The 13564-nt window shown below is 55.0% G+C and carries 9 protein-coding genes; 8 read left to right on the forward strand and 1 reads right to left on the reverse strand.

The annotated features are described in order from the left end of the window. Window position 1 precedes the first annotated feature (1 nt). The 6 genes from TH2_RS04600 to TH2_RS04630 all read left to right on the forward strand — a co-directional run bounded on the left by TH2_RS04600 (window position 2) and on the right by TH2_RS04630 (window position 7842). Window positions 2–1951 carry a long-chain fatty acid--CoA ligase gene (locus TH2_RS04600; protein ID WP_008889235.1) on the forward strand — a complete coding sequence of 650 codons (1950 nt, stop codon included), beginning with the start codon at window positions 2–4 and terminating at the stop codon, window positions 1949–1951. Between the two features lie 60 nt (window positions 1952–2011). Continuing rightward, window positions 2012–2905 carry a branched-chain amino acid ABC transporter permease gene (locus tag TH2_RS04605; protein WP_008889236.1) on the forward strand — a complete coding sequence of 298 codons (894 nt, stop codon included), beginning with the start codon at window positions 2012–2014 and terminating at the stop codon, window positions 2903–2905. 285 nt (window positions 2906–3190) lie between these two features. Beyond that, window positions 3191–4264, forward strand: a complete 1074-nt coding sequence (locus TH2_RS04615) for a branched-chain amino acid ABC transporter permease (protein ID WP_008889238.1) — start codon at window positions 3191–3193, stop codon at window positions 4262–4264. A 105-nt stretch (window positions 4265–4369) separates the two neighbouring features. Next, window positions 4370–5614 (forward strand): ABC transporter substrate-binding protein, encoded by a 1245-nt coding sequence (locus TH2_RS04620; protein ID WP_008889239.1) that lies wholly within the window; start codon window positions 4370–4372, stop codon window positions 5612–5614. 152 nt (window positions 5615–5766) lie between these two features. After that, entirely contained in the window at window positions 5767–6549 is a 783-nt protein-coding gene (locus TH2_RS04625) for an ABC transporter ATP-binding protein (RefSeq protein ID WP_008889240.1), read from the forward strand. A gap of 57 nt (window positions 6550–6606) precedes the next feature. Further along, the gene (locus tag TH2_RS04630) at window positions 6607–7842 is read left to right on the forward strand and encodes a phenylacetate--CoA ligase family protein (RefSeq protein WP_008889241.1); all 1236 of its coding nucleotides are present in this window, start codon (window positions 6607–6609) and stop codon (window positions 7840–7842) included. Between the two features lie 76 nt (window positions 7843–7918). Here the strand turns inward: TH2_RS04630 and TH2_RS04635 are convergent, their stop codons facing one another. Beyond that, window positions 7919–9181, reverse strand: coding sequence for a permease (locus TH2_RS04635; RefSeq protein WP_008889242.1), 1263 nt, complete (start codon window positions 9179–9181; stop codon window positions 7919–7921). A 132-nt stretch (window positions 9182–9313) separates the two neighbouring features. Between TH2_RS04635 and TH2_RS04640 the strand changes: the two genes are divergently transcribed. Together TH2_RS04640 and TH2_RS04645 are read left to right on the forward strand one after the other, a co-directional pair. Continuing rightward, window positions 9314–10519, forward strand: coding sequence for an MFS transporter (locus tag TH2_RS04640; protein WP_008889243.1), 1206 nt, complete (start codon window positions 9314–9316; stop codon window positions 10517–10519). Between the two features lie 180 nt (window positions 10520–10699). Next, entirely contained in the window at window positions 10700–13564 is a 2865-nt protein-coding gene (locus tag TH2_RS04645; RefSeq protein ID WP_008889244.1) for a monovalent cation/H+ antiporter subunit A, read from the forward strand.

Below are 13564 nucleotides of genomic sequence, written 5' to 3' on the forward strand. Positions count from 1 at the left end.
CATGAGCAGCAATATCCCGGAATATGCCGACGTTCAGTCGCTTGATAGCTTCCCGAAAGTGCTGGCCTACAACGCGCGCAACTGGCCCAAAGAAGTCGCCATGCGCGAAAAGGAATTCGGCATCTGGCAGGAATTCACCTGGCAGGATTACAATGACCGCGTCAAATGGATGGCGCTTGGCATGCGCGCCCTTGGTCTTGGGCAGGGCGATGTTGTTGGCATCATCGGCGAAAACCGCCCGGAATGGGTTTGGGCCGAAATCGCGGCGCATGCGCTGCGCGGTATGTCGGTTGGTCTTTATCAGGACAGCCTGCACGAAGAAGTCGCCTATCTGATTACCTATTCAGGCGCACGCATCCTGATCGCCGAAGACGAAGAACAGTGCGACAAGCTGCTTGAGCTTGGCGAAGATATCCCGACTGTCGACCACATCGTTTATTGCGACCCGCGCGGGATGCGCAAATACGACGATCCGCGTTTGCTGGATGTCGAAAAGCTTTATGAACTGGGCCGCGAGCTGGAGGCAAAAAATCCGGGCATTTATGACCAGATGGTTGCCGACACCCGTGGCGATGAATGCGCCATTCTGTGCACCACGTCGGGTACAACGTCCAAGCCGAAGATGGCGATGCTCAATTCCGGTGATTTCCTTGATCACTGTGCCGCTTACCTTCGTGCTGACCCGAAATATCCGGGTGACAATTATGTCTCTGTCCTGCCGTTGCCGTGGATTATGGAGCAGGTCTATGTCGTTGGTCAGTCGCTGATCAGTCGCCAGATCGTCAATTTCGTCGAAGAGCAGGAAACCATGATGGCCGACCTGCGCGAAATTGGTCCGAACTTCGTCCTGCTGGCACCGCGCGTTTGGGAAACCATCGCGGCCGATGTTCGTGCACGGATGATGGATTCCACACCGTTCAAACAAAAGATGTTTGATTTCGGCATGGCACTGGCGCGCACCGCGATGGATGCCGGTGGTCATTCGAAAATGGCCGATATGATCCTGATGGGTGCGCTGAAAGACCGTCTTGGATTTTCCAATCTGCGTTCCGCTGCGACAGGTGGTGCAGCGATTGGCCCGGAAACCTTCAGGTTCTTCCATGCGATGGGGGTGCCGCTGCGTCAGCTTTATGGCCAGACCGAATTGTGCGGCGCTTATACCATCCATCAGCCGGGCGATATTGATTTCGATACGGTGGGCGTTGCCTTTGATAATTCCGAGATCAAGGTCATCAATACCGACGAAAATGGTGTTGGCGAAATCGTTGCGCGCACGTCGGGCATGTTTACCGGATACTTCAAAAATCAGGCCGCCTATGACGAGGATGTCCGGGATGGCTGGATGCATACCGGTGATGCCGGTTACTTCAAGGACGAGAACAAGCACCTTGTGGTGATTGACCGCATGAAGGATCTGGCGGAAACCTCGACCGGGGTGCGCTATTCGCCGCAGTTTATTGAAAATAAGCTGAAATTCTCGCCCTTCATTGCCGAGGCTGTGATCCTTGGCAAGGGCCTGCCGTTCCTGTCGACCATGATCTGTATTCGTTATTCGATCATGGCGAAATGGGCCGAGCAGCGCGGGATTGCCTTTACAAACTACACCAACCTGTCAGCCCAGCCGCAAGTCTATGACATGATCACCGAGGAAATCCGCGAAGTGAACAAGACACTTCCGGAAGCTCAGCGGATCAAGCGGTTCCTTCTGCTTTACAAGGAACTGGATGCCGATGACGGCGAACTCACCCGCACACGCAAAGTGCGCCGTGGTGTGGTTGCCGAGAAATATGCCGACATCATCGATGCGGTTTATGCCGGCAATGACAAGGTTGATATCGACACCATGATCACCTTCCAGGACGGGTCGAAAACCCGCATCCAGACGAGTGTGAAGGTCGTTGATCTTGATAATGACAAGGCCGCACAGACGGCCCCGAAAGCCGCCGAATAAGGCAGCAGCATAACTGTGGCCCGGGCCAACGGCCTGGGTCGCCATTACAGGGATGGCAACATGAATTTCGAACTTCTGTTCCAGCTTCTGCTGAACGGTTTGATTGTCGGGACACTCTATGGCGTTGTCGCCATGTGCTTTGTCCTGATCTACAAATCGACCCAGATCGTCAACTTTGCCCAGGGTGAGTTCCTGCTGATCGGGGCATGGGTGTGTTATGCATTCCTTGTCGAAATGCACATGCCCTTCTGGCTGGGTTTCCTGTTTACCTTGCTGTTCATGATGGCGTTTGGCATCGTTCTGCAGATGGTCGTCTTGCGACCGATGATTGGCGAACCGATCATTTCGGTGATCATGGTGACCATCGGGCTTTCGATCTTCTTCCAGGCAGCAACCAAGTGGATTTTCGGGGCAACCACCGCGACCTATCCACAGGTGTTTGAAACCCGATCGGTCAACCTTTTGGGGATGCAGATCGAGACGGCCTATATCATGAGCTTCGTGATCTCGTTGTTCATCATGGCCGGGTTCTATTGGTTCTTTAAATATTCCAAGCTTGGCCTTGCCATGCGGGCAACCGCCTTTGATCAGCAGGTCGCGCAAAGCCTTGGTATTTCCGTCAAAACCGTATTCGCCATGTCTTGGGCAATCTCGGCCCTTGTATCGGGTGTTGCCGGGATCGTGATCGGCATGGTCAATGGCGTGTCGTCCGCCCTTTCGGTTATCGGCATCAAGGTGTTCCCGGCGGTGATCCTTGGCGGGCTTGATTCAATCATCGGTGCCATTGTTGGTGGTGTGATCATTGGTCTGCTTGAAAACACCGCGGAGTTTGTTGACGGCCAGTATCTGCACTGGGGCAACCTGTTCTCGATCGCACCGTTCTACGTGCTGATCATTATCCTGTGCATCAAGCCATATGGCCTGTTTGGCACCAAAGACATCGAACGTATCTAGGGCCTGTTGATGATCAGGATATCGCCGTGGTTGCCGCCTAAGGGCGCGAAATTAGGAGTGAGGACGCAGGACATGCTTGGCATATTCAAGGACGAGGGACGCGGGGTCGCGCCCTTAGGCAGCAATCCCTCTGGGACGGGGCGTATTTTCCCACCTGCGGCGTCGCGGCTGGCTTTCGTGGGGCCCGCCACGCAGCGCCATCCACTTCTTGCAGGTTGGAAAATACGATCCCGCCACGACGGCATCCTGATCATCAACAGGCCCTAAGGACGAGGAAGATATACTATGGCTGGATTTTCTATACGTCCTTGCGGTGACTTCCGAACGACTTATCGTCAGGATACCCGCATCTTTGATACGACCTATATCCGTAACGCCGCGATCCTTGGTATCTTTGCCGTTGCCATGATCCCGTTTGTGCTGGATGGCTATTACGTCAACCTGTTCATTCAGATATCCTACTTTGCGATTGCCGCACTGGGTTTGAATATTCTGGTTGGCTTTACCGGGCAGATTTCATTGGGCCATGCCGCATTCTTTGGCTTTGGTGCCTTTGCGTCGGCCTGGATTAACAACACAACCGGCATTCCCGTCCTGTTGTCGATCCCGCTCGCCGGGTTGATGACCGCAGCGGTCGGTATGCTGTTTGGGTTGCCAGCCGCCCGCATCAAGGGGCTTTATCTGGCGATTGCGACACTGGCAGCCCAGTTCATCCTCGAAGATTTCTTTGCTCGGGCCGAATGGTTTACGGGCGGTTCCTATGGCGCGGCCGCCAATCCGGTCAATGTGTTTGGCTATGAAGTTCTGGATGATTTCAGCTTCTTCTATGTCTGCCTGTTCTTCCTGGTGGTGATGTATCTGCTGGGGACGAACCTGATGCGGACCCGCGATGGCCGTGCCTTTGTTGCGGTACGTGACCATTATCTTTCGGCTGAAATCATGGGGATCAACCTCACGAAATATCGCCTGATGAGCTTTGCGATTTCGTCTTTCTATGCCGGTGTCGGCGGGGCGATGTATGGCCACTATCTGGGCTTTGTCTCGGCCGAGGGCTTTACCATTCTGCTGTCGATCCAGTTCCTGGGCATGATCATCATCGGTGGTCTTGGTTCCGTCAAAGGGACGTTGATGGGCACGGTGTTTATGGTTTTGTTGCCCGAAGTCATGGAAACCGGTGTCAGCGCACTGAGCGTTTTTGAATGGGCCAATTCGACGGCTGTGACCGACGGGCTGGCCTATATCAAGGAGATGGCAATTGGTCTGGCCATCATCCTGTTCTTGATCTTTGAGCCGGATGGGCTTGCCCATCGCTGGCAACAGATCAGGGCGTACTGGAAGCTTTATCCCTTCTCGTACTGACTAAAACCCCGAACCCGGCCCGCTTACAAAAAACAAAAGGGCCGGGACAAAAACGGGGCGACCGGGAGGCTTACTTTAGTGAAAACGTCCAAGGGAGACGTCGTTATGAAAAGATTGATTGCTGCGACCGCGATGGTCGCAACGGGGCTGTCGTTCTCGGCAGCACAAGCAGATGACGATATGGTATTTGTCGGCCATCTGATGGATATCACCGGTGCCACCGGCTTTATCGGCAAGTTCTATGCCGATGGTGTGCGCGATGCGCTGTCTTACATCAACACCCATGGCGGTATTGATGGCACGGTTCTGGATTCTGAATCTGTTGACTATGCCTACAAGGTTCCGCAGGCGATTGCGAACTACAAGAAATGGCGTTCGCGCAACGACATGGTTGCGATGCAAGGCTGGGGCACGGGCGATACCGAAGCCCTGATCAGCTTCGTTGCCAAGGATGAAGTGCCGGTCTATTCCGCATCCTATTCCGGTCACCTGACCGACCCGACTGGCAAAAACCCGAAAACCGCCAAACCGGCACCTTATAACTTCTTCTATGGTGCGTCCTATTCCGACGCCTGCCGTGCGCTGGTTCAGTGGGCTGCAGAAGACTGGAAACAGTCCGGTGGTTCGGGCAAGCCGGTGTTCTCGCATATTGGCGATAACCACCCTTATCCGAACGCCCCGAAAGAAGCCTGTGCGGAATACGCAACCGAGCTTGGCTTTGAAGTAACCGCACCGGTCGTTGTTTCGATGAAGCCGGGTGATTTCAAGGCACAGTGCCTGACGCTTAAGGAAGCCGGGACCAACTATGGCTACCTTGGTAACCTCGGTCCGTCGGTTGTGTCACTGGTGAAATCCTGTGACACGGTTGGCGCCACCCCGAAATGGCTGGCCAACATCTGGGCTGGTGACTACGAGACCCTTAAAACCATTGGCGAGGTCGAAAACTACATCTTCCCGGCGATGACCAGCTTCTGGACCGATGAAGGTGTTCCGGGCATGGATCTGGTGCGCGAAATCTCCAAGATGTCGGACAGCTCTGGCGAAGAGTTCCGCACCCATCACTATATCCGTGGCATTTGTTCTGCCTATTACATGAAAGAAGCCATGGAATGGGCCAAGAACAATGGCGGCATCACCGGTGCAAACATCAAGGCAGGCATGTATGCCCGCCAGAACTGGGTGCCGGCCGGTCTTGAAGGCGTTTGCATGGAAGCAACCTGGACCGCCGAAGACCATCGCGGCATCAACACCGTCAATATCTATAACGGTAGTGCCAAGGGCGGTGAAGCAACGGTCGAAAAAGTAACGACTGTAACGCTGCCGCGTCGTGACGACTGGCTTGGTTACTAAGACCATCCAGTAAGACGAATGTCTCCCAGACTGTTCGGAGGCAGGGCATAAGACGCAAGATGCCCTGTCTCCGACAGCTGGAGATCAAAAGAAGATCATTCGAAAGGGACACCATGGCAGAGCCGGCCCGCAAAATAGAAACCGTCGAACCGATGCTGTCGGTCAATAATATCGAAGTCGTCTATGACGAGGTGATTCTGGTCCTGCGTGGCGTCTCGCTTGAGGTCCCACAAGGCAAGATCGTTACCCTTCTTGGCCCGAACGGGGCTGGTAAATCCACGACGCTTAAGGCGATTTCGGGTTTGCTGAAAACCGAAGACGGCGAAGTCACCCGTGGTGACATCAGTTTCATGGGCAACCAGATTGCCAATGGCAATCCCGAGGATATCGTGCGCTCCGGCCTGTTCCAGGTTATGGAAGGCCGCCGTATCATCGAGGATATGACCTGCATCGAAAACCTGCGTCTGGGCGCCTATACGCGCAAGGACAACAAGGTCAAAGACGATATTGAAATGGTCTTTGAATACTTCCCGCGCCTGAAGGAACGTACCGGGCTTGCCGGTTACCTTTCAGGTGGGGAGCAACAGATGCTGGCGATTGGCCGTGCGCTTATGGCGCGGCCCAAAATGATCTTGCTTGATGAGCCGTCAATGGGCTTGTCGCCGCTTCTGGTCAAGGAAGTGTTCGGGATTATCGAAAAGATCAACCGCGAACAGGGCATCACCATGCTCATCGTTGAACAGAACGCCAACTTTGCGCTTAAGGTTGCCGACTATGGTTACATCATGGAAAGCGGTAAGGTTGTTCTGGATGGCACCCGTGACGAGCTTCTGAATAACGAGGACGTCAAGGAGTTCTATCTTGGCGGCGGTTCTGAAGAACGCAAAAGCTTCAAGAACATCAAGTCCTACAAGCGCCGCAAACGTTGGCTCTAGGATTAAAACACCGGGGCGTATATCGGTGTGATGGACGCCTTTGAATGAAAGACGGGTATGATGCTTAAAACTTACTATGACGAGCGCGAAACGCGAACTCCCGGAAGCCGCGAGGCCGGCTTGATGGCCGCACTGCCGCGCATTCTGCATCATGCCAAATCACAATCGAAGGCTTATGGTCAACTGTTGGCCGATATCGAGCCGCAAAAAATCACCACCCGCGAGACACTGGCGAAACTGCCGCTGACCCGCAAGTCGGATCTGATTGATGCGCAGGCCAAGGAACCGCCGCTGGCGGGACTGAACGCAACGCCAATCCCGGCGATGGCGCGCCTGTTCCAAAGCCCGGGGCCGATTTACGATCCGCAGGGCAAGGGCGATGACTGGTGGCGGATGGGGCGCGCGTTCTTTGCCGCCGGCTTCCGCCCCGGCGATATTGTTCATAACTGCCTGTCCTACCACCTGACACCGGGGGGCTTTATCTTTGACAGTGGCGCACGTGCTTGTGGGTGTGTTGTCGTTCCGGCCGGGGTTGGACAAAGCGAGGCACAGGTCAAGGCAATCAGCGACCTTAAGCCAACCGGATATAGCGGCACGCCATCCTTCCTGAAAATCCTGATCGAAAAGGCCGAGGAACTCGGTGCGGATATTTCATCGATCAAGCGCGCATTGGTATCGGGCGAAGCATTGCCAGAAAGTCTGCGATCCTGGTTTGCCGAACGCGATATCGCCATGCTGCAATGCTATGCCAGTGCCGACCTTGGCCTGATTGCCTATGAAAGCGATGCCAAGGACGGCATGATTGTTGCCGAAGACATCATTCTTGAAATCGTCCGTCCGGGCACGGGCGAGCCGGTGGCAGAGGGCGAGGTTGGCGAAGTCGTCGTTACCACGCTTAACATGGACTATCCGCTGATCCGGTTTGCAACCGGTGACTTGTCGGCAATTGCCGAGGGTGAAAGTGCCTGTGGTCGCACAAACCATCGTATCAAGGGCTGGATGGGGCGTGCCGATCAGACCACCAAGATCAAGGGCATGTTTGTTCATCCGCAACAGATCGGTGAAATCGTCAAACGCCATGGCGATATTGCCAGGGCGCGGCTTGTCGTTACCCGCGAAAACGATAACGACGTCATGACCCTGACCTGCGAGGGTATTGATGACGGCCAGATTGACGCGATTGCCGAAACGCTAGCCAGCGTTTGCAAACTGCGTGGGACGGTTTTGGCCACAGAGGTTGGCAGTCTGCCCAATGACGGCAAAGTGATTGATGATCAGCGTGATCTAAACTGATTAAGTTAACTGACTTGGTGTTTCATTCCCGCTCGGGAAAACTGTGCCGCTCGGCTTTGCCGGCGGCACTTTTTTTCTAGATCAAGCTGGTTGCCTTAAGCACTAGGCCACCTGCAAGCAGAGTAAGTGCCGTCCCGACAATCACGTTTTTAAGGGAAAGCACGGACCCGTCGCCATGGTCATGGTCGTGATCATGCCCGTGGTCGTGTCCACCATGATCGTGCTCGTGGTCATGCTGTGCTGCCTTTTGGCCTTCGCGGCGGAGCCACAGCAGGATGCCAATCAGCCCAAAGGCCGCGATATTCAGGAACAGCGTGTAATTGACGCCAAAGGCACTGACTTCCGCGATGTCACGGTTGCTTTCAGGCAGGGCGCCGAGTGCGACAAAGGCGTAATGCAGGATAAGCGCGGTGGCCACAATGCTGGCATACATGACACCTGCGATATAAAGCGCAGTTTTCCAGCCATAATACCGGGCATTGACCTTGACCAGTGGCGGGACCATCAGGTCCGAATAGATAAAGCCCATAATCCCGGCAAAGCTGACACCCCCGGCACTGAGAACCGTGGCCAATGGAATGTTACCCATCGAGCCGATAAAGGTCGCGGCGGCGACAAATGGTGCCACAAGGGCATTTTCAAGAACCGTCAGAAATGGCAAGTCTGCCGCCTTACCCGTGCCGTCCCCGGCAAGGAACAGGGTCTGCCAGAATTCGGCTGGGACAAACACCGCAATGAAGCCGGCAATCGTGAAACCGATCAGGATTTCACGCCAGACCATCTGCCATTCCATGACAAAGCGGTTGCCGACCTGTTGCCAGCCTTGCTTGGACTTGATGCGTTTCTTCCAGTCGAAGTCGTCTTCTTCGCTGCCGGTTTCCGCGTCGGCATGTTGCTTGGCGGCTTCAATCATCGCCTTGGGATATGTCACGCGGATCAGAACGGCAGAAATCGCAATCATCAGGATACCGCCGATGATTTCGGCGGCCAGAAACTGCCACCCCAGAAACAGGAAGATCAGAACGCCAAGTTCAATGACCAGGTTGGTCGATGCGAACATGAAGGCGACAGTGGCAATGAAATGTGCGCCTTTCTGAAACAGCGATCGTGCTGCCGAGAGGGCCGCAAACGAGCATGAACTTGATACGGTGCCAAACAGACCGGCAAGCGAAACGCTGCCGATCCCGGCATCGCCCATATGTGCAGTCAGTCGGTTCTTGGGGACGAAAACCTGAATCGCGGCACTGATGGCGTAACCAAGCACAAACGCCCACAGCGCGTTCCAGAAGAAACCAAGTGCGGTCATGACGCCGTTTGAATATTGATCTAGCAAATCCATTGCGACCTTCCTGCCATTTCAGGTGTCGGGGTCCTTGTTAAACGGCTGGAAAGGTGAGGTGTTCCAAGATAGGCATTCGCCAACATCTGTGTATGATGGCCGAAATACCAAAAATGCCGCGGGGGAAGCACGGTGCGTACGGGCAAGACTTTTGCCGTTTCCATGATTACGGTCTGCCAGTTGATGGCGCTCGCGCTGTGGTTTTCGGCCACGGCGGTGCTGCCGCAATTGCGCAGCGAGTTTGGTATTGGGGCGCTGCAATCTTCATTATTTACCAGTGCAGTTTTGCTGGGCTTCGTTCTGGGAACTGTAACCAGTGCGATCCTCGGTCTGGCGGATCGCATCGAACCCCGGCGTTTCTGGGCGGCATCGGCGATGATTGCCGCGACTGCCAATATTTTGATCCTTGTTGTACCGGTTGACGGCATTGTTGTGATCCTGTTGCGGTTGATCACAGGCGTTTGCATGGCCGGGATTTACCCGATTGGCATGAAGATGGTGGCAACCTGGTCACGCGGGGATACAGGTTTCTTGGTGGGGCTCTTGGTCGGGGCGCTGACCATGGGGTCTGCCATGCCGCACCTGTTTGCGGTGGCGGTACCCTTGGACTGGCGATACGTGATCATGACTGCCAGTGTGACCGCCTATATTGCCGCGATTGCGGTGTTGTTCGTGCATTTGGGCGGCACGCCGGGACGCTCGCCGCGCTTTGATCCGAAAATGGTTGGCAAGATCTGGTCAAACAAGCCGTTGCGTCATGCCTGCTATGGCTATTTCGGGCATATGTGGGAGCTCTATGCCATGTGGGGCTGGATCGGTTTGTTCCTATATGGCGCATTTTCCGATCGGATGGTCGATGATCCCGGCATCTGGTCTGCCCTTTCGACCTTTGCGATTGTCGGGGTTGGGGCGTTTGGTTCCTTGGCCGGGGGCTATTACGCAGACCGGATTGGGCGAACGACGGTGACAATTGCCGCCATGGTGGTTAGCGGTGCCTGTGCGCTGATCGCGGGTGGTTTGGCCGATGCGCCGTTCGTTCTTCTTCTTGTGGTCTGTGTCGTCTGGGGAATTTCGGTTGTTGCGGATTCCGCGCAATTTTCATCCTGTGTGATTGAACTTGCCGATCCGCATCAGGTCGGCACAGCATTAACCCTGCAAAATGCCATCGGCTTTCTGATCGCCCTTGTATCCATCCATCTTGTGCCGGTGATCGCCGATCAGACTGGTTGGTGGGGGGCGTTTGCCATGTTGGCTGTCGGGCCTGTTTTGGGAACGATTGCCATGGTCAGACTGCGCATGATGCCAGAGGCGATACAGCTCGCAGGCGGTAAAAAGTAAGGTTTGCCCGCTATAATTGCGATCTTTGGTGATCGGCTTCACTTGACAGCAGGGTGTTAAAAAGCTGCGCTGTTTGGGTTTTCTTGACCATTATCAGTACTAATATTAACTTCTGGCGGAATTTTCTTGCTGTCTCGCGTTCGGGGCGATGCGGCGAATATCCAAAAATAAGGGTCTTTCATGAGTCTCACCCTCATTGTTTTGCTTCCCTTCATTGGGGCGGTCTTACCCGCCATAATGATCAGGGCCGGGCGCAATGCATGTGCCACAGCAACCGGTTCTGTCACGCTGCTTGCCCTGATCCTGCTGATGGCGAAGGCCCCGGCGGTCATTGCCGGCGAGGTATTTCAGGTCAGTTACACGTGGCTGCCGGAACTGGGTCTGAATGTGACCTTCTTCCTTGATGCGCTTGGGTTGCTGTTTGCAACGCTGATCCTTGGCATCGGTTTGCTGATCATCATCTATGCGCGGTTCTATCTTTCCAAGGACGACCCGATGGGCAGGTTCTATGTGTTCCTGCTACTGTTCCAGGGGGCCATGGTCGGTATCGTTCTGTCTGATAATATCCTGCTGCTGTTGATTTTCTGGGAACTGACATCGCTGTCATCCTTCCTTCTGATCGGGTATTGGAAACATTTGCCAGAAGGCCGTCAGGGTGCCCGCATGGCGCTTGCCGTTACCGGCGCCGGTGGTTTGGCGATGATTGCCGGGATGCTGATCCTTGGCGATATTGTCGGGTCTTATGATCTGACCGTCATTTTGCAGAACGCCGATCTGATCCAGGCATCGCCGATGTATGTTCCGGCACTGATCCTGATCCTGCTTGGGTGCTTTACCAAATCGGCGCAATTCCCGTTCCATTTCTGGCTGCCGCATGCGATGGCCGCACCGACACCGGTTTCGGCCTATCTGCATTCGGCGACAATGGTGAAGGCGGGCATCTTCCTGATGGCGCGCATGTGGCCGGTTCTTTCTGGTACGCCGGAATGGTTCTATATCGTGGCAACAGCCGGTCTTGTGACCATGGTGCTTGGTGCCTGGATTGCGATCTTCAAGCATGACCTTAAGGGGCTTCTGGCATTTTCCACGGTCAGTCACCTTGGTCTGGTCACCATGTTGCTTGGTTTTGGGACCCCTATGGCCGCCGTGGCCGGTGTGTTTCATATCATCAACCATGCGACCTTCAAGGCCGCCCTGTTTATGACGGCTGGTATTGTCGATCATGAAACCGGGACCCGTGATATTCGCCGCTTTGGCGGATTGCTTAACCTGATGCCGATTGCGGGCACCATCGGGATTATCACTGCGGCTTCGATGGCCGGTGTTATTCCGTTTAACGGCTTCATTTCCAAGGAAATGATGCTTGAGGAAGCATGGCACACAATGTGGTTTGACCAGAACTGGGTTGTACCGCTTCTGGCAACCGTTGGTGCGCTGTTCTCGGTGGCGTATTCCTTCCGGTTTATCTTCCATGTTTGGCTGGGCAAGCCGCGTGATGAAACCCTGCCGCACCATCCGCATGACCCGCCATTTGGCATGTGGGCACCGCCCGCCTTGCTGACGGTTCTGGTGGTGCTTATCGGGCTGTTCCCGTCTGCTATCGCCGGTCCGTTGGTAGCCGCGACCGCAGGGGCAGTAACCGGTGGTGAATTGCCGGAATACCATTTGTCGCTTTGGCATGGTTTGACGCCGGCGCTTGGCATGAGTGCGATCGCCCTGATTGGTGGTGCGTTGTTGCTGATGCGTCATGGTGGATTGATGTCGGCAACCGCGAACTTGTCGCGGCCTGATGCCAAGGCGATGTTTGATTGCGCTATCGCCAAGTCGGTCGCAGTTAGCCGACTTGTCTCAGACAATCTGCATAACGGATCGCTGCAGCGGTATCTTGCAATCACAATTATTGGTGCGATTGGCATCGGGCTTTCAGGCTTCTATGCGCAGCCGGACTTCCAGTCCGGTTCGCGGGAACTTCTTGAAGTCTCCCCGCCTGCGGCCATTGGCTGGCTGTTGTTGGTTGCGACCTGTATTGCCTCGGTCTTTATGCATCACAACCGTTTGCTGACCTTGCTTTTGGTTGGTGTGGTTGGCCTGATTGTATCACTTGGCTTTATCTATCTCTCCGCACCGGACCTTGCCCTGACGCAAATTTCGGTCGAGGTGGTAACCGTCATTCTGATGTTGCTTGCCCTTAATATCCTGCCCAAGGAAACGCCAAAAGAAAGCTTGGCCGGGCGCAAAATGCGCGACGGCATTGTTTCGATTGCCGCGGGCCTTGGGGTTGGTGGTGCGATCTGGGCAATCATGACCCGCGATCTGCCAAACTCGATCTCGTCCTACCATCTGGCGAATTCAAAGATCGAAGGCGGCGGGACCAACGTTGTGAATGTCATCCTCGTTGACTTCCGTGGCTTTGATACCTTTGGCGAGATCATCGTTCTGGGGATTGCGGCGCTTTCGATCTTTGCCTTGATCGAAACCGTGACCCAGGGCGAGGCCGCCAAACGTCTGGCCAATTGGGTTGTCAGCAACCGTCGCTCAGCTGATCGTCACCCGATGATGATGGTGGTGGCAACGCGTGTGATGTTGCCGCTGTCCTTGATGGTTGGTGTTTATATCTTCCTGCGCGGTCATAACGAGCCGGGCGGTGGCTTTATCGCCGGTCTCGTCGTTTCGGTCGCACTGATCATGCAGTATATGGCGTCCGGCTTTGGTTGGGCCCAGAATCGCATGAAAGTCCGCTATCACGGCATGATTGGTTTGGGGGTTATCGCAGCTGCCATTACCGGGGCTTCGGCCTGGGTGGCAGGCTTGCCGTTCCTGACCAGCGGTTTTGTTCATGTTCACCTGCCGTTGATTGGCGAGTTCGAATTGGCATCTGCCATGGGCTTTGACCTTGGCGTGTTCCTGACCGTGGTCGGGGCGGTGATGCTGGCACTTGCCAAATTGTCACAGGTCGAACGGATGGCAGAACATGCCGAAATCAACCGTGACCCGATGGATTACGATCCATCCGTATCGGCGGCAACGCCGGAAAAGGAGGCCTGA

Origin of the sequence: Thalassospira profundimaris WP0211 (genome assembly GCF_000300275.1) — a bacterium.
Classification (GTDB): Bacteria; Pseudomonadota; Alphaproteobacteria; order Rhodospirillales; family Thalassospiraceae; genus Thalassospira; species Thalassospira profundimaris.